Origin of the sequence: Yersinia kristensenii, assembly GCF_900460525.1 — a bacterium.
Classification (GTDB): Bacteria; Pseudomonadota; Gammaproteobacteria; order Enterobacterales; family Enterobacteriaceae; genus Yersinia; species Yersinia kristensenii.
In genome coordinates this window covers 4,323,496-4,341,090 of the sequence record NZ_UHIY01000001.1, presented here as the reverse complement: position 1 = coordinate 4,341,090, position 17,595 = coordinate 4,323,496, and the positions used below count along the sequence as shown (strand labels likewise).

Genomic DNA, 17,595 nt, shown 5'->3' with positions numbered 1-17,595 from the left:
CTGCTGATGGACTGTCGCTCAGATTGCGGTGCTTGCTGTATTGCTCCTTCGATTTCCAGCCCGATCCCCGGTATGCCATTCGGCAAGCCCGCCAATACCCGTTGCTTGCATTTAGATGACAATATGCGCTGCGGTATTTTCCATTCTCCATCCCGCCCGGCAGTGTGTGCCAGCCTGCAAGCATTGCGCGAGATGTGTTTTGATACCCGCGAACAGGCGCTGGTGTATTTGATTAAACTGGAAGCGGATACTGCGCCTTAATCGATGACTGGCTCGGCGAGAAAGCACGGTGAGCCAAGGGTTTACCGCACCTAGGGGCGCTCCGACGGCTTACGCCGTTACGACCCCAACGGCACGATTCCCCTTGGTTCAATTTGTCAGCAATATGAGGGCGAAAATAATATTGCCCTCAGTTATTCAACCTAAAGACTAAGCCCCTGCCGGAACTGCGTGAGCGGTATTTTTCAGCACTGGCCCAGTGTACTTTTCAATTTCAAGCTGTGCCATCTGCCCACAGTTACCTTGCGCCAAACTGGACGAGCCGATATCGAAAGTCAGGCAATTAATATTACCGTTCTTACAAATCGAACCCGGCACAGACGGCTCGGCGGGGTCAAACCATGCCCCTTCGCTGATACGCACCACGCCAGGCCGCACATCTTCCGTGACCACGGCACCGACCAAAATTTGCCCGCGATCGTTAAACGCCCGAACTAAATCGCCGTTCACAATCTGACGCGCACTGGCATCTTGTGGGCTTATCAGAATGGCTTCGCGATCAGCCACCGCGTACTTTTCGCGCAGTGGCGTGTTATCCAATTGCGAATGCAGGCGGTTGATGGGGTGCGCCGTGTTCAGTGACAGCGGATATTGCTTGGCTTCTGCTCCGCGATACCACTCATGAGGTGGCATCCAGGTGGGAATTCCCTGACAATCGGCATATTCCATTTTGGCGATGGTATCGGAGTAGATTTCAATTTTACCCGATGGCGTGCCCAGCGGATTGAGCAATGGATTCTCACGATAATCAGCAAAACGCACCCACTGCTTATTCGCCTCTGGGATAGGGAAGCGAATATAGTTGTTCGATTCCCAGAACATATCGAACGGCGGCAGGGCGACACGCGCAGTACGGGCCTGTGATTTCATATCGTCATACATTGATTTCAACCACTGTGTTTCATCTTTGCCCTCGCTAAAGGCATCAATGACACCCAGCCGGGTGGCCATGGCGGCGAAAATATCAAAATCACTGCGCGACTCATGCTGTGGCGGCACGCATTGATGCATCGGGAACACATAAAGCTGCGAATAATCGCCGCCCATTTCCAAATCGTTGCGCTCATAGCTGGTGGTGGCCGGTAACACGATATCGGCGTGCTTAGCCGTGGCGGTCCAGTAGGGTTCATTAACGACAATGGTTTCTGGATGCTGCCAGGCTTTCACCAGATTATTAGTATCCTGATGCTGATGGAAGGTATTCCCGCCCGCGACATAGACCATTTTGACATCTGGATAGGTCACTTTTGTGCCATTGAAATCAATGGTTTTGCCTGGATTGGCCAAACATTCGGCAATGCGAGCCACCGGGATCGGGGTCGGCGAGTTCTTCGGCGCGTTACCGGCAGAAATTCCTGGCAAAATGCCGCCTTTGGCGGTTGGACTACCACCGGAGGAGTAATGGTAGCTGAAGCCAAAGCCACCACCCGGCAAACCAATTTGGCCGAGCATCGAGGCCACTGTCACCAGCAGCCAGTGTTGTTGCTCACCGTGGTGTTGGCGTTGAATCCCCCAGCCGCCCATGATCATGGTGCGCTGTTTTGCCATATCGCGCGCCAACTGGCGTATCACTTCAGCATCGACACCGCTGATATCAGCCGCCCATTCCGCCGTCTTCGGCTGGCCGTCAGTTTCCCCTAACAGATAAGCCTGGAATTTATCGAAACCAATTGTATAGGTTTTGATAAAGTCCGGATTGTGCAGCTTTTCCGTCAGCAAGGTATGGGCAATCCCAATCAGCATCGCGCTGTCAGTGTAAGGGCGCGGGGCAATCCATTGAGCATTGGTGAATTTGGCGCTGTCATTATTAACCGGGTCAATACTGATGACTTTGGTGCCTTTCTTCTTCAGCGCTTCAAAGCCAGTTTGGCCGACATGATCCGGAATATTCCAACTATTTTTCAAAGTGATCATTGGGTTACAGCCCCACAGGATCACCAGCTCGCTGTTTTCGACTACATTTGGCCAGGCGGTTTGTTGCTCATAAACCTCCATCGACCCCATGACGTGGGTCATAATGACCTGTGCGGCACCGGTTGAATAGTCACCGGCGTAGCCGAGGAACCCGCCACTCAGGTTCATTAAGCGTTGCAGCAAAGTGCGGCTGTTGTGCAGCATGCCGACACTTTTCCAGCCATAAGAACCGGCATACAGCGCTTGTGGGCCGTGGTCTTTCTGGACTCGAACTATTTCATTGCACACCAGCTCGGTGGCTTTATCCCAACTGACTCGCACCCATTCATCGCGGCCACGTAATTCAGTATGGCTGCCGGGGCCGCCTTCCAACCAGCTTTTGCGCACCATCGGGTATTTAATGCGGTTTTCGGCATGTACCTGATAAGGCGCCATGGTGATAAGTTCATTCGGCCATGGGTCATCTTTGACCGGTTGGACGCCCACCATGCGGCCATTCTCAACCAGCGCTTCGAATGCCCCCCAGTGAGCGCCGGTCAGAATGCCTTTCTGGGCCTGACGCAGTGCTAAAAATTGTGGTAATGCCTGGCTGATAGCTTGGGCCAATGCGGATTTTGGCCACAGACTCCCGACTAAAGGCAGTGCGGCTAGCGCACTGGTTCCCAGTAAGAAGCGACGGCGGCTCATTTGTAAGGGTTGTTGTTGATATTTAGTCATTTTCGCCTCTTATTTACAGCTTGGCCGGCATATCACTGGCATGTTTTTGTACATATTGTGTCATCACGCGCAGCTGTTCCTGCGTCAGGGACGTGCGTGGTGCCATGCCTTTGATAACCCCAATCCATTGATTCGCATTAAAGCGGTCCAGTGCGGTCAAACCGTGGCAACCGGTACAGTTAGCCGACATCATATCAGCGGCATAGCGCCAGATTTTCTGTTGGTCATCAACCAGTTGTTTCTTTGGCAACCACACTTGGAGTGCAACTTGGTGCCAGACCAGATTGGTTTCTGGGTCGGTTTGGGTATTCAATGTTTTCAGTGCTTTTTGTGCCTCTTCGCCCAGTAACACACTTAAAATGCGTTTTCCTTGGGCGGCGTAGAACACTTCAGCTACGCCATCTTGCTGCCAGCCTTTGACATCAACTAACACCTGGTCACCTTGCTGCTTCACGACTTCCACTTCGGTCGATGGCATCAAGTTGCCAGCATTGTGGCTGTCACCGGCATTCATAAAGAAGGGTTCAGTGGCGATGGTGTAAAGCGTGGTGGCGCTGGCTGGGGTTTGGGCTGCGGCGGTAGCCAGTTCGGCGGCACCGGCCTGAGTCACTTCACTCATGTCGGGCAGGATATGGGCGACACCTTTATGGCAATCAATACAAGTTTCACCCTTCTTGATGGCGACCGGGTGCTGAATGCGTGCTTCAGCACTTTGCCCGGTGATGTCCATAGCATCAAAACTGTGGCAAGAACGGCAGGTTGCTGAATCATTTTCTTTCAGCGTTTTCCACACTGATTGGGCCATGGCGAGTTTATGGGCTTCATATTTCTCTGGTGTATTGATGGTGCCAACCATTTCACCATAGATATCTTTCACTGCCCGGATTTTAGTCCATAGATAATCCAGCGGCTCATGAGGCACATGGCAATCAGCACATTCAGCACGGATACCCTTGGTGTTTTGGAAGTGTACGCTACCTTGATATTCAGCCAGTGGCTGCTGCATGGTGTGGCAGGAAACGCAGAACGCGGTATCACTGGTTTTATGGAAGACGGTGGCGGTTCCTGCTAATAGGGCGGCACCAATAATAATGCCGATCAGCAAAATCCATAACCATCCCCACCGGCGTCGCTTCCCGAAGCCAGTTTGTTTGTTGCTCATAATTGCACCCATTCTAATAATTATTGGTAAAACGGACGGATCAAATGCACGACTGGTTACTCTGCCAGCGACAACTCTTTCCCATAAAATAAGTAGGCTTATTGTAGGGCGGTTTTCTCCAGCTGACTAACCCAATAGAGGTATTTAGCTATATTAGTTCAAATTAGCTGAATATAAATGCCAGAAATGGCGGGGATTTTGTGAGGAAGGGCAAATAACCAGCTGAAATTGCTGGTTATATAATACTTTATATAGCGCTATTTTTTAGTTGGAAGAGACATAAAACTGCTGATTCAACCATAAATCGATAGCATGGCGGCTGGCTTCAAAATGGGGCTCGGGTAATTCACGCGGATTGCACCACAGCCATTGCTGACATTTATCCGGCTCTTTCAGCTCGGGTTCCCCACCGGGATGTTGGGCTAACAAACAAACCGAAACCGTATGTTTGCCCTCTTCACGCCAGGTCGCGAGGTTATTGCATAAACCAATAACCGACATGTTATTGATTTTTAAGCCAGTTTCTTCCAATATTTCCCGCTGTGCCGCTTGTTCAAAAGACTCGCCGGCCTCCATATGACCACCGGGAATTGACCAGTAAGGTGCATGCTGACTGCTGCGTTTCCCCAACAGAACTTCACCTTGTTGATTGACGATAATCACGCCAACACCGACAACGACAGACATTATTTAGCTCCTTTAATATGTGTATCAGCAACTGTCAGCAAATGGGGCTATTTTGTCGCTGACAGAAACTTGTTCAAGACTAAAATGTGCGGAGTGTCAAAAATTCATCAAGAATAAAAGCAGAAAACTTGCATATATTCTGAGTCGGAAACACACTCCTTGAAACGTTTCAGCGTTATCTCGTCACCAAGTGATAAAGGGTAACGCTCCTTTTTCTCACTAAAGCTGAAACGATTCAATTCAGCAAGAGAGGAGACATAATGTTCCAGTTATCGACGCAAGATATCCATCTGGCTGCACAAGCAGGCAGTAAAAACGAGGCTATCAGCCAAGTAGCGGCCGCCCTGGCGCAAGCTGGCAATGTTGCTGCGGGCTACCTTGATGGGATGCTAGCCCGCGAGCAGCAGACCTCGACCTACTTGGGTAATGGCATTGCCATCCCACATGGTACCACTGATACCCGCGACTTGGTGTTGAACACCGGGGTTCAGGTTTTCCAATTCCCACAGGGAATCGCCTGGGGTGAAGATCAAACCGCCTACATTGTTATCGGCATCGCCGCCCGTTCAGATGAACACCTGGCATTATTACGCCAATTGACGCACGTGTTAAGTGATGATGCGGTTGCCGCACAGTTAGCAAAAACCACGTCAGCTGAAGAATTACGCAGTTTGCTGATGGGCGAGAAAAAAGCGGCTGAATTCCATTTTGACACTTCACTTATCGCGCTCGATGTCGCGGCTGACAATCTAATCACGCTACAAGCACTGAATGCGGGCCGTTTACAGCAAATCGGCGCTGTTGATGCGCGTTTTGTCAGTGATGTGATTACTCGCGAGCCGCTGAATCTGGGGCAGGGGATCTGGCTGAGTGACAGCACCGAAGGTAATTTGGTCAGTGCCGCGACAGTCAGTCGCCCGGTAACTGCTTTTGAACATCATGGGGAGAAAGTGGCCCTATTGCTGACATTGTCTGTAGCGAATAACCCGTCAGGGGCTGATGATCAGCCGCTCTCAATGTTAAATTATCTCAGTGACTTACTGCTGGCGAAAAAAGCTGACGCGTTGCTGAACGCCGATGCCGCTGCGCTGTTGGCATTGCTGACCAGCGAATATGTCGAGCAAAATGAAGTATTAAGCGCAGAGTTTGTTATCCGTAATGAACATGGGTTACATGCGCGCCCAGGGACGATTTTAGTCAATACAATCAAACAGTTTACCAGTGAAATCACCGTAACCAATCTGGACGGCACCGGTAAACCCGCTAATGGACGTAGTCTCATGAAAGTTGTGGCTTTAGGGGTTAAAAAAGGGAATCGCCTGCGCTTTACCGCCAGCGGTGAAGATGCACAGGCCGCACTGGATGCTATTGGTGCCGCTATTTCCGCCGGTTTGGGCGAGGGGGCAGCATGAGCAGAAGAGTCGCGACTATCACACTGAACCCGGCTTACGATTTGGTAGGCTTTTGCCCAGAGATTGAGCGCGGTGAAGTTAACCTGGTAAAAACTGCCGGCCTGCATGCTGCGGGTAAAGGTATTAATGTTGCCAAGGTGCTGAAAGATTTAGGTATTGATGTCACTGTTGGCGGTTTTCTCGGCAAAGATAACCAAGATGGCTTCCAACTGTTGTTCAGCGAACTGGGTATCGCTAACCGTTTTCAGGTGGTGCCGGGGCGTACTCGCATCAACGTTAAACTGACCGAAAAAGATGGCGAAGTGACTGATTTTAACTTCTCCGGTTTTGAAGTCACCAAACCGGATTGGGATCGTTTTGTCAACGATTCATTAAGTTGGTTGGGGCAGTTCGACATGGTCGCGGTCAGCGGCAGTTTGCCAGCGGGGGTGAATCCCGATGACTTTACCGACTGGATGAAGCGCCTGCGCTCCCAGTGTCCGTGCATTATTTTCGACAGTAGCCGCGAAGCCTTAGTGGCGGGGCTGAAAGCTTCGCCATGGTTGGTGAAACCCAACCGCCGTGAACTGGAAATCTGGGCCGGTCGCCCGTTACCTGAACTGGGTGACGTGGTGGAAGCCGCACACGCACTGCGCGACCAGGGGATTGCCCATGTGGTGATTTCGCTCGGCGCGGAAGGTGCTCTGTGGGTCAATGCCTCCGGCGCGTGGTTAGCAAAACCCCCTGCTTGCGAGGTGGTCAGCACTGTTGGTGCCGGTGACTCCATGGTCGGTGGCCTGATTTATGGATTGTTAATGCGTGAGTCCAGCGAGCATACCTTGCGCCTCGCAACCGCAGTCGCCGCTTTGGCCGTCAGTCAAAGCAATGTGGGTATTACGGATCGCCCACAATTGGCCGCCATGATGGCAAAAGTCGATTTGAAACCTTTTAATTGATCTCCGGAGGCGAAATGAAAACGCTACTAATAATAGACAGTTCGCTCGGGCAGGCCAGAGGCCACCTTGCGTCACTGATGCTGGGTGCAGCGGCGGCAAAAGCTGGGCTGAGCTGGGTTGAGCAGGCCGAAGAGGCCGAACTGGTGATTGTGGCCGGGCAATCAGTTCCGGCTGACAATGCGCTGAACGGCAAGAAAGTGTATGTCGGTGAGCTAGAAAAAGCGGTGCGTGACCCTGAGGGCTTTTTGGCTCAGGCAATTGCGCAGGCCAAGCCTTATCAGGCTCCAGTGACCACCGCGCCAGCAACAATTTCAGCAACCACGTCAGCAACCGGTCCAAAGCGCATTGTGGCGATTACCGCTTGCCCAACCGGTGTGGCTCACACCTTTATGGCGGCTGAAGCCATTGAAAGTGAAGCAAAAAAACGTGGCTGGTGGGTAAAAGTAGAAACGCGTGGTTCTGTCGGTGCGGGCAATGCCATCACGCCGGAAGAAGTGGCGGCGGCAGATCTGGTGATTGTGGCGGCTGACATTGAAGTGGATTTGGACAAGTTTGCCGGTAAACCGATGTACCGCACTACCACCGGCTTGGCACTGAAGAAAACCGCGCAGGAACTGGACAAAGCGCTGGTGCAAGCGGAAGTTTATCAGCCAAAAAACGGCAGCAGCACTGGCAGCAAAAAAACAGAAACTGGCGGCCCTTATCGCCATCTGCTGACCGGTGTGTCTTACATGTTGCCGATGGTGGTGGCCGGTGGTTTGTGTATCGCGCTCTCCTTCGTGTTCGGGATTAAAGCATTTGAAGTCAAAGGCACACTGGCTGCGGCCTTGATGCAAATCGGTGGCGGTTCTGCGTTCGCCTTGATGGTGCCGGTATTGGCCGGTTTCATCGCCTTCTCGATTGCTGACCGTCCCGGTCTGACACCGGGTTTGATTGGCGGTATGTTGGCGGTGAGCACCGGTGCGGGCTTCCTCGGCGGTATTATTGCTGGTTTCCTCGCCGGTTATGTCGCCAAAGCCATCAGCACCAAGTTGCATTTACCGCAAAGTATGGAAGCGCTGAAGCCGATATTGATTATCCCGCTGGTGGCGAGCTTGATTGTCGGTTTGGTGATGATTTATGTGGTCGGTACGCCGGTGGCACAAATCATGACTGGCCTGACTAATTGGCTGCAATCTATGGGTACCGCCAATGCGGTGCTGCTGGGCGCTATCCTCGGGGCGATGATGTGTACCGATATGGGGGGGGCCGGTGAACAAAGCGGCTTACGCCTTTGGTGTCGCGCTGCTGAGTTCATCAGTTTATGCCCCGATGGCAGCTATTATGGCGGCGGGGATGGTTCCACCGCTGGCGATGGGGCTGGCAACACTGTTGGCGCGTCATAAGTTTGACAAAGGTGAGCAGGAAGGGGGCAAAGCCGCGCTGGTATTGGGCTTGTGCTTTATCTCTGAAGGGGCGATTCCGTTTGCGGCCCGTGACCCAATGCGCGTGTTACCCTGCTGTATTGCGGGTGGCGCATTAACTGGTGCTCTGTCGATGGCCTTCGGCGCGCAACTGATGGCGCCACACGGCGGCTTGTTCGTGCTGTTGATCCCAGGGGCCATCCATCCAGTGCTGTTATATCTGGTGGCGATTATTGCCGGTACCGTCTTAGCCGGTGGCCTGTACGCGATGCTAAAACGCCCTGATGACGTGGTCGCGAAAGTAGCGTAATAGTTTATTAGATTCAGTTAAATTAGCTTTTATTAATGCCAGTCACAATTAACTGACTGGCATTTTTTATTTTTAATATCATATAGTTATTCTTATGTAATACTATTATTAATAGATAATAATGTGGTTAAATTTATACTTGCTTGGGTTAATCTGTCTCTATAAAATACTGCGCCGTTACTATTTCCCCTTATATCTTTAATCACTCAACGACTTTTAAATTAAAAGGAGGCAAGGGTGAGTAGCCCTATTGTTTTAGATAAATTAAAAAATGTGCTTGTCATTAATAATGAAGCACATGCTTTATCAAAAAATGAAGTGCTGCTGCTGGAACATCTCTATTTACGCGGCGGTGAAGTGATTCCCCGCGATGATTTAATCAGTACCTGTTGGCCTGATCGGGTGGTATCCCCGGTTTCACTGCCGGTGGCGATAAAGCATATTCGCGATGTATTACGCAAGGCCACCCAAAATGAGGTGATTAAAACCCATAAGAGTGTGGGTTACAGTTTTCAGCAAGATAGCCTTGAATTGGCAATTAATAGTGCGGTGTATGAGCAACAAATCAATAAAGCAGAGATACGTCAAGAAACCCCAGTAGAGAATAGTGCAGAGCAGAATCAACAGTCGCTACTGGTTAAAGCGCATGGCGGGAAAAAGATCTCCCACAACTACACCCACTATTTTATGGCTATTGCCATTATTGTGGTTATGGCGCTTTTTATCAGCGGTGAAGAGGATGTTATCTCTTTTATTGATAGCACGACTCACAGCACTATTATCACTAATGTGCCACCGGCACTGGATAATAACACCGCGAAACTACCTGCGGTTAACCATGGGGTGATATTTAAAGACAACTTTGGTTCAGTTATCGTTTGCGATCATGTGGAGTGTAAGCGGCAATGAAAATCAAATCTGTGGTTATTATATCTATTTTCTCCATTATTACTTTATTATTAATCTACAGTTACAAACACTTATGTTATTACTCAGAGATGAAATATGGTAGTAACACTGAGCATATTGATATTAAGGTCAGTGGGCTAAAATTTGACATTTTGCACTATATTATTGATAAGGATTCACGGCTGGTCCTGTCAGAAGAGATGTCCGGTATTAGCTTACGGAAACCGGGTGGGGGATATATTTTTTTCCCGCTGCACTCATATCAATCAGCCCCGAATGGCCAGCCTAAGGGATCACTCAAGTCATTAGGCTCAGTGTTATCGGTTTGTATTTATGAAGTGGACAATCAGAAAAAGAATATTGTCAGTTTCTTTAATGGCGATCGCGGGTTTATTGAAATAAACGGTGAAACTATACATTTGTCCTCGTTATTATTGGGTTTGCAAGGTAAACATACTCATGCTTCTTATCTCAGTGTGAATGAATAACAGCATTACAATAAAAACATTCGTTTAATTAATTATGGCTAATCAAGTCAAAAAGCAGGTTATTTCAATGGGATAGCCTGCTTTTTTGTTTTCCCAGTTTTTATTAACGATTAATAAACCATTAATAATTTAAATCATCAAAAAAACTTTGCCAGTATATGCCCCGTCGGTAATGGCGCCGTTTGTACCTATTTGCACCTACTAGATTAGGTGCTGGTGCTGTTATTGTTATTAGGTGTTGTCATTTAGTAACTTAGACATTTATTTTATCATCGTTATGTATCTTCATACATCAATGTATCAATGTGAGGTTCTATATGAATATGAAAAAATTTGTTAAAAAACCACTGGTAATTGCTGTATTAATGTTGGCTAGTGGTGGTGTGGTAAATATGGCACATGCAGATACTAAACTTCATGGTCAAGATGTCGTTGCAAAAAAAAGCTGTCAAAAAGGGGGGGGTGTTTGGAGTTGAACTCAAGGCTACTGATAAAGAGATTGTGTCGGGTAAGACGACTAAGGCTGAAAGTATTTTCTATATGGTAATGACGGATCCAGAGGACCATAAAGGTTGGAATGTTTGGCCTACCGGTGTATCTAAGGGAGGACAGATGTCTTTGGAAGATGGTAGTCACAAAGTTGACCTACATACAAATAATCTAACGTGGGCTAAAGACCACTGGATGATAAATGACAGTTCTGAGCGTGTGGAAGCGACTTTCTTTGTTAATGCTGGCAATTTGCTTAAACCAGGTGAATATGTGTTCTCTGCGTATGTTGAGGACTTTGTAAATTAAACTAATAAAGCTTAAGGACGTATAGCCTAACTGAGAGGAGAACATGGTAATATGCATTGCCATGTTCTCTGTATTGGTTGTTTTATATACTGGCAGAGTGATAATTAAAAATTGATTTATTAAGGAGAAGTAGAGGTGGTGAAATATAAATCCTCGCACAATTTCATAAGTTATAATTTATTTTTATTTGTTTTTATGTCATTAATTTTATTACCCTATGCGCACGCCAGCAGCATGGGTTTTAATGCAACTCAGCATAAGTTTTCAGTGGGAACAGGTGCGACACGGATTATCTATCCATTATCTTCAGTTAAAGGAGTGTCATTATCAGTAACCAATCCGCAAGATTATCCGATATTGGTACAAACTCAGGTCAAAGGTGAAGATAAACATTCGCCAGCGCCTTTTATGGCGACTCCGCCATTATTTCGCCTGGATGCGGGTATGCGAGGGCGAGTACGCGTAATTCGGACTGGCGGCAACTTCCCCGAGGATCGCGAAAGTTTGCAATGGCTGTGCCTGACCGGCATACCACCGAAAGAGGGCGATATGTGGGATAATAGCCATCATGATAAAAAAAAGGAAACGCAAGATGTTAATCTGGATGTCAGGTTATCTATCGGCACCTGCATGAAATTGTTGGTCAGACCGGATCAACTTAAACAAAAACCCGAAGATGTTGCTGGGGAATTAATTTGGCAGCGTAATGGGAAGCAGTTACAAGTTAATAATCCCACTCCATTTTATATCAGCTTTAAATCTGTAATGTTGGCGGGTAAAAATATCGATTTATCTTCTGCTGGAAGCGATAGTTATGTTGCTCCTTTTGCAAAAAGAAGTTTTTCACTGCCGGTTGATATGGCAGGGGTTCCTGCAGAAGTTAATTGGCAAATCATTAATGATTTGGGTGGCGTGAGTCAGATATTTAAAGCCAACGTTTAAAGAAAACATTTACTGTTATTTAATATTTTCCCTGTATTTTTATAGGGTGGGGTGATGTTTTTTTCTTTGAAAAATTCGGTGGTTAAACTTATTGCGTTTCTGGCGGTATGTTTGATATTTCCTGTGTGGGCCGGTCATTACAGCTTTGACCCTATATTGTTAAATAACATCAATGCTAATACCAATGCGGATCTTTCTTTATTTGAACAAGGCGGGCAATTACCGGGGACTTATCTGGTGGATATTATCCTGGGCGGCGAAAAGGTGGATTCCACCAATGTGGCGTTCCATTCGGTAAAGTCACCAACCGGAGAATATTCGCTACAATCTTGTTTAACTAAAGAGCAATTATCCCGCTATGGCGTAGATGTAGATAATTACCCGGAATTATTGCCGCCAGCAAAAAATACCGGGCAGGGTGAACAAGCTGACCAGTGCGTTAATTTGGCGGCTATTCCACAGGCCAGTGAAGAGTTTGAATTTTATAATATGCAGTTGGTGCTGAATATTCCACAAGTGGCATTGCGGCCCAAAGATGAAACGCCAATTGAGCGCTGGGATGACGGTATTACTGCTTTCCTGCTCAATTATATGGCCAATAGCAGTGAAACAACTTATCGCCAAAATGGTCAGCAGCAGCGCTCGCACTATATTCAGCTGTATCCCGGTTTTAATATTGGTGCATGGCGCATTCGTAATGCCACCAGTTGGAGCCAATCCGGTGATACTGGCGGCAAGTGGCAAAGTAGTTATATTTATGCCACGCGTGGTTTATACCGCTTAAAAAGCCGGATCACTTTGGGGGAAAGCTATACTCCCGGTGATTTTTTTGACAGCGTGCCATTCACTGGTGTGATGCTGGGCGATGATGCCAATATGCTGCCGAGTAATCAGCGCGATTTTATGCCAGTAGTACGCGGCATTGCCCGCAGTCAGGCGCGAGTGGAAGTGCGGCAAAATGGCTATCTGATCTACAGCACTGTGGTGTCACCGGGGCCGTTTGAGTTAACTGACATGCTGCCAAGTCACTCAGAGGGTGATTTGCATGTGACAGTGTTGGAAAGTAACGGCGCAACGCAGCAGTTTACCGTGCCTTATACCGTGCCAGCTATCGCGCTGCGCAAGGGGCGTTTGCGCTACAACCTGATGGCGGGGCGCTATCGCCCAGCTAATGTGGATGTGGAAACCACGCCCATCGCACAGACAACAGTGGCCTATGGGTTGCCGTGGAATCTGACCGCCTTTGTCGGCGGGCAATGGTCGCCGCACTATCAGGCCACCACGGCGGGGATGGGGGTGATGCTGGGGGATTATGGTGCGTTGTCATCCAGTATTACCCAAGCCAGCAGTGAATATCGCCAGCAGCAGCCGGTGAAAGGGCAGGCGTGGGAAGTGCGTTATAACAAGACCTTGCAAGCATCGGATACTTCATTTTCAGTGGTCAATAGCCAATACAGCACCGCTGATTTCAGTACGCTATCTGATGTGTTGCAGAGTTATCGGCGTCATGATGGCAGCCGCAGGGATTGGCACTCAAACCCACTGCGCAACCAAACCAGTGTGGTCGTCGGGCAATCCTTAGGTCAGTTTGGCTATCTGAACCTCAATTGGTCACGACAGAATTACCGCGATACGCCGGCGAGCAGTTCCTGGGGCGTTCAATACAGCTTCGATATCGGCAATTTATATTGCTCACTGGATTGGACACAAAATCAGTATCGCGGTAATCAGGATCGCCTGTTGAGTTTGTCGGTCAGTATGCCGCTGGGCCATGAACACAACACCTATGCGGCTTACCGTATGACGTCATCTGATAACAGCAAAGATCACGAACTGAGCTTGTATGGCCATGCTTTCGATAATCGGCTGAGCTGGAATGTGCGCCAGACAGAACGTTATGCTCAATTTCACTCCGGTGAAAACAGCGGTTCACTGGGCCTGGATTGGCACGGTTCTTATGGCGATATTGGCGGGAATTATTACTATAACCCGACGATGCGCCAGATCAGTGCCAATGTGTCCGGCGGGGCAGTTATCCATCGGCACGGGTTGACATTGGGGCCGCAAATCAATGGCACCGCCGCACTGGTTGAAGTGCCGGGGGTGAGCGGAGTCTCCACCAGTGAAGATAGGCGGTTGAAAACGGATTTTCGCGGTTACAGCATCGTGCCGAGCATTTTCCCTTATGAAGAGCATGATATTTTGCTGGAAACCACTGATTTACCACCGGATGCTGAGGTGACAAAAACCGATGCCAAGGTGCTGCCGACCGAAGGGGCGATAGTACGCGCCAGCTTCAGCCCACAAATCGGGGCGCGGGCGCTGATGACCATCACCCGCAAGAGTGGCGAAAGCATTCCGTTTGGCGCGATGGCCAGTTTGGTCAATCAGCCCGCTAATGCGGCGATTGTGGATGAGGGCGGGAAAGCTTATCTGACTGGCTTGCCGGAAACCGGGCAGTTGTTGGTTCAGTGGGGTAGGGATGCCAGCCAACAGTGCCGGGTAGATTACCAGCTTGCGAGCGCGAAAAAAGATGACTCTGGGCTATATATGCTCAGTGGAGTGTGTCATTAAGCGGGATAAATCATAGCAAAATGCCCGTCAGATAAACTGGCGGGCATTTTTTTGCTTTCTGATTTGCTTAAATTTCCGCCTGCGATTTCAACCAGGCTATCTCTTCGGCCCAGATATCCGGGTTCACTGTTTCCAGAATCAGCGGAATATTATCAAAGCGCGGATCGCGCATAATATAGCTAAACACCGTTTTGCCGATATTGCCCTCACCCAAGCTGTGGTGGCGGTCGACGCGGCTGTTAAATTCACTTTTTGCATCATTAAGATGCATACCGCGCAAATACTCGAAACCGACGATTTCACCAAGCTGATTGAAAGTATGTTCACAATCTGCTTCGGTGCGTAAATCATAACCGGCAGCGAAAGCATGGCAGGTATCAATACAAACTCCCACACGGCTCTTATCTTCCACCCCATCTATGATGGCGGCCAGATGTTCAAACTTGAAGCCGAGGTTGCTGCCCTGACCGGCGGTATTCTCAATCACTGCGGTCACGCTTTCACTGGCATCCAGCGCGATATTGATGGATTCGGCAATGCGCGCCAGACACTTATCTTCATCAATTTGCAGTAAATGGCTGCCGGGATGGAAGTTCAATAATGACAAACCCAATTGCTGGCAGCGGGCCATTTCATCTATAAAGGCTTCACGGGATTTTTCCAGTGCCTCAGTGACTGGATGACCGAGGTTAATCAAATAACTGTCGTGCGGCAGGATTTGAGCTGAGGTGTAACCATATTGCTCACAAGCCTGCTTAAATTTTTCAATAACATCTTCCGCTAACGGCGCGGCGCGCCATTGCCGTTGATTCTTGGTAAACAGGGCAAAGGCAGTGGCCTCAAGTTCGTGCGCCCGAATTACAGCCTGGTCTACACCACCTGCTGCGCTGACATGTGCACCGACAAATTTCATTCCATTCTCCTTTGATTACTCGGCTATTATGGCATTGATAGCGGCGCGATTGAATGGGATAAACTGCGGGAAAAGAAAAGGGCCGCAGTGGCGACCCTTAAATAATAATTAGCCAGGTTAGATATCGACTTTACGCCGCAATATGCTGCACCAGTAAGTTAATACCTGTCCCACCGACCAGCAACCAGACAAATAGCATCAAAGCCAGTAACAGGGGTTTGACACCCGCCTGGCGGATGGAGCCCACATGGGTAGTTAGCCCCAGTGCCGCCATTGCCATCGCCAGCAAAATGGTGTCCAGTGTAATCAAGTGGCTAACCCAAGCTGCGGGCAGCAAATTTAGTGAGTTAAAACCGGCCATCAGGATAAATATCACCGCAAACCAGGGGATGGTGATGGCACTTTTCTCACGTTTTTCACCGTGGGTTTTCATACTATTGCGGCCCAAATAAGCCGACAGCAGCAGCAAGAACGGTGCCAGCATCATGACCCGGATCATTTTGGTAATGACGGCGGCATTTTCAGCATCAGGGCCAATAGCATGCCCGGCGGCTACCACCTGTGCTACTTCATGAATGGTTGAACCAGCAAAGATACCAAAAGTTTCCTGATTAAATGGCAGCCATTGATAATGCAGGTTTAGCTGGTACAACCATGGGTAAACAAAAATTGCCAGTGTCCCGAAAATCACCACGGTCGCCACCGCTACCGCCACTTTGCTGGCATCGGCTTTCAGCACCGGTTCGGTCGCCATAATAGCTGCGGCCCCACAAATACTGCTACCGGCACCGATTAACATCGCGGTTTGCTGGTCTAAACCAAACACGCGTTTCCCCAGCCAGCAGGCCAATATAAAGGTTGAACCGAGGGTTAACAGGTCAATAATCATCCCGGTAGCCCCCACGTCAGCCACTTGCTGGAAGGTGAGCCGGAAACCGTACAAAATGATCCCCAACCGCAGTAAGTGCTGTTTGGCGAGCACCACCCCGTCAGAGCAAACCGGTTGCACCCAAGGGTATAAAGTGTTGCCCACCAGGATACCGAAGAGAATCGCCAAGGTCAGCGCCCCGAGGCCCATGTCGATAAACCACGGCATATCACCCACTTTGAGCGCTAACCCAGTTATCACACCAGCCAATGCCAAGCCCGGAATATAGCGGAACAGGGTAGGCAGTTGTGGTTGGGAGAGTTCTTTAATATGAGAATTCGCCATGTTCATTTCCTGTGTTCTGTAAAGATTGAACACAGTTTACTGGATTTAGACATAATAGATAAATTCATTATATATTTATAATCTATCGATATAAGTGTTAAGTGGTGTATTTGTGGGCCAAAAGAGATGTTGGAGCAGAGCGCTGTGAGTGATGCAGGCATACACAAAGAGGTATGCCTGATAATACTACTCTTGAGGGGCGGACTGATCAGTCTGCCCGGTAGGTGCTGGAGTGCCTAGCATGCAAGCATCATAATCCTCTATTTGTGGCTGTGAACAGGCAGTTATACACTCGCTTTCACTCAATCCTGCAAGCATACAAGCATTGACGAACATCGGAGTCGCTGAAAAAGCTAAGGAAAGTAATATATATTTAAGACTATTATTCATAAGAAATACCTTATAAGTGAAATGCATCCATATATTTCAGATATGAAAACCCATTGGTCACACTCTAATTTCCAAGCTAATAAATAATATCAATAATTAATATATACAATGAGTTAGCACATCACAGAGAGAGTATGCCGATAAAACTAACAGTTCAATGAGCTTATACCTGTATTAATAAGCTTAAAGCATCGGAACAACCGACAGGTGCTATAAAAGAGTCATTCCTGTGAATATAAACTTAGATTGTTTGGCTGGGGCTTATGAGTAAAAGCGATAGCTATGTTAGAATTACAACATTAATAATTGATGATATAAGGTTTTAATATGAAAAAAGTAAAACCAGAAAAATCACTGTGGATGATATTGATCATTGCACCACTTATTTATTGATCCCACCTTATTTGGTCGCTTATTTTTTCAAGTTATATAACTTGAATCCTTTCCATATTACACCTCTACCTCATTTTAATCCGTTTAAGAGCGAACGTGGTATTCCATTATCCCACACATTCAGCTACCTTTTATTTATATGGTTGATTTTTAATG

14 protein-coding genes and 1 pseudogene are annotated in these 17,595 nt (G+C 48.4%); 10 read left to right on the top strand and 5 right to left on the bottom strand.

From position 1 onward, the window contains the following. The first annotated feature begins 6 nt into the window (after positions 1–6). The gene (locus DX162_RS20160) at positions 7–261 is read left to right on the top strand and encodes a YkgJ family cysteine cluster protein (protein WP_004389504.1); all 255 of its coding nucleotides are present in this window, start codon (positions 7–9) and stop codon (positions 259–261) included. A 168-nt stretch (positions 262–429) separates the two neighbouring features. Here DX162_RS20160 and torA read toward each other — a convergent pair whose 3' ends face one another. The 3 genes from torA to DX162_RS20145 all read right to left on the bottom strand — a co-directional run bounded on the left by torA (position 430) and on the right by DX162_RS20145 (position 4,759). Then, positions 430–2,910, bottom strand: coding sequence for a trimethylamine-N-oxide reductase TorA (gene torA, locus DX162_RS20155; RefSeq protein WP_004389505.1), 2,481 nt, complete (start codon positions 2,908–2,910; stop codon positions 430–432). A gap of 13 nt (positions 2,911–2,923) precedes the next feature. Then, entirely contained in the window at positions 2,924–4,072 is a 1,149-nt protein-coding gene (locus DX162_RS20150; protein ID WP_032819405.1) for a NapC/NirT family cytochrome c, read from the bottom strand. Positions 4,073–4,336: 264 nt separating this feature from the next. Continuing rightward, a complete protein-coding gene (locus tag DX162_RS20145) occupies positions 4,337–4,759 on the bottom strand; it encodes a nucleotide triphosphate diphosphatase NUDT15 (protein ID WP_004389507.1) in 423 nt (140 codons plus the stop codon). Positions 4,760–5,019: 260 nt separating this feature from the next. On the opposite strand from DX162_RS20145, the gene fruB reads away from it, so the two are divergent. From fruB to myfC, 9 genes and pseudogenes are all read left to right on the top strand, one after another. Next, positions 5,020–6,171: a fused PTS fructose transporter subunit IIA/HPr protein gene (gene fruB / locus DX162_RS20140; RefSeq protein ID WP_004389508.1), complete on the top strand. Its 1,152-nt coding sequence runs from the start codon at positions 5,020–5,022 to the stop codon at positions 6,169–6,171. After that, positions 6,168–7,106 (top strand): 1-phosphofructokinase, encoded by a 939-nt coding sequence (gene fruK / locus DX162_RS20135; RefSeq protein ID WP_032819407.1) that lies wholly within the window; start codon positions 6,168–6,170, stop codon positions 7,104–7,106. Before fruB ends, fruK begins: the two co-directional genes overlap by 4 nt. Positions 7,107–7,120: 14 nt before the next feature. Beyond that, a pseudogene (fruA, locus tag DX162_RS20130) lies at positions 7,121–8,819 on the top strand (PTS fructose transporter subunit IIBC). A 237-nt stretch (positions 8,820–9,056) separates the two neighbouring features. Then, complete coding sequence (locus DX162_RS20125) at positions 9,057–9,728, top strand: winged helix-turn-helix domain-containing protein (RefSeq protein WP_004389511.1); 672 nt, start codon at positions 9,057–9,059, stop codon at positions 9,726–9,728. Then, positions 9,725–10,216, top strand: a complete 492-nt coding sequence (gene myfF / locus DX162_RS20120; protein WP_032819411.1) for a fimbrial polyadhesin regulatory protein MyfF — start codon at positions 9,725–9,727, stop codon at positions 10,214–10,216. Before DX162_RS20125 ends, myfF begins: the two co-directional genes overlap by 4 nt. Positions 10,217–10,533: 317 nt before the next feature. Further along, positions 10,534–10,692 (top strand): MyfA/PsaA family fimbrial adhesin, encoded by a 159-nt coding sequence (locus DX162_RS22805; protein WP_276329937.1) that lies wholly within the window; start codon positions 10,534–10,536, stop codon positions 10,690–10,692. Beyond that, complete coding sequence (locus DX162_RS20115) at positions 10,679–11,014, top strand: MyfA/PsaA family fimbrial adhesin (RefSeq protein ID WP_276329936.1); 336 nt, start codon at positions 10,679–10,681, stop codon at positions 11,012–11,014. The genes DX162_RS22805 and DX162_RS20115 overlap by 14 nt, the downstream gene beginning before the upstream one ends. Positions 11,015–11,152: 138 nt before the next feature. Then, positions 11,153–11,956, top strand: coding sequence for a fimbria/pilus periplasmic chaperone (locus tag DX162_RS20110; protein WP_032819464.1), 804 nt, complete (start codon positions 11,153–11,155; stop codon positions 11,954–11,956). Between the two features lie 54 nt (positions 11,957–12,010). Continuing rightward, positions 12,011–14,530: a fimbrial polyadhesin usher MyfC gene (myfC, locus tag DX162_RS20105; RefSeq protein WP_004389515.1), complete on the top strand. Its 2,520-nt coding sequence runs from the start codon at positions 12,011–12,013 to the stop codon at positions 14,528–14,530. Between the two features lie 67 nt (positions 14,531–14,597). Here the strand turns inward: myfC and nfo are convergent, their stop codons facing one another. Together nfo and DX162_RS20095 are read right to left on the bottom strand one after the other, a co-directional pair. After that, positions 14,598–15,443: a deoxyribonuclease IV gene (gene nfo / locus DX162_RS20100; RefSeq protein WP_004389516.1), complete on the bottom strand. Its 846-nt coding sequence runs from the start codon at positions 15,441–15,443 to the stop codon at positions 14,598–14,600. A gap of 130 nt (positions 15,444–15,573) precedes the next feature. Further along, positions 15,574–16,656 (bottom strand): YeiH family protein, encoded by a 1,083-nt coding sequence (locus tag DX162_RS20095; RefSeq protein WP_032819413.1) that lies wholly within the window; start codon positions 16,654–16,656, stop codon positions 15,574–15,576. Positions 16,657–17,595 lie beyond the last annotated feature (939 nt).

Coding starts and splice junctions, on each gene's coding strand:
- DX162_RS20160 (WP_004389504.1), top strand. CDS start 7: ATGGACTGTCGCTCAGATTGCGGTGCTTGCTGTATTGCTCCTTCGATT.
- torA (WP_004389505.1), bottom strand. CDS start 2,910: ATGACTAAATATCAACAACAACCCTTACAAATGAGCCGCCGTCGCTTC.
- DX162_RS20150 (WP_032819405.1), bottom strand. CDS start 4,072: ATGAGCAACAAACAAACTGGCTTCGGGAAGCGACGCCGGTGGGGATGG.
- DX162_RS20145 (WP_004389507.1), bottom strand. CDS start 4,759: ATGTCTGTCGTTGTCGGTGTTGGCGTGATTATCGTCAATCAACAAGGT.
- fruB (WP_004389508.1), top strand. CDS start 5,020: ATGTTCCAGTTATCGACGCAAGATATCCATCTGGCTGCACAAGCAGGC.
- fruK (WP_032819407.1), top strand. CDS start 6,168: ATGAGCAGAAGAGTCGCGACTATCACACTGAACCCGGCTTACGATTTG.
- myfF (WP_032819411.1), top strand. CDS start 9,725: ATGAAAATCAAATCTGTGGTTATTATATCTATTTTCTCCATTATTACT.
- DX162_RS22805 (WP_276329937.1), top strand. CDS start 10,534: ATGAATATGAAAAAATTTGTTAAAAAACCACTGGTAATTGCTGTATTA.
- myfC (WP_004389515.1), top strand. CDS start 12,011: ATGTTTTTTTCTTTGAAAAATTCGGTGGTTAAACTTATTGCGTTTCTG.
- nfo (WP_004389516.1), bottom strand. CDS start 15,443: ATGAAATTTGTCGGTGCACATGTCAGCGCAGCAGGTGGTGTAGACCAG.
- DX162_RS20095 (WP_032819413.1), bottom strand. CDS start 16,656: ATGGCGAATTCTCATATTAAAGAACTCTCCCAACCACAACTGCCTACC.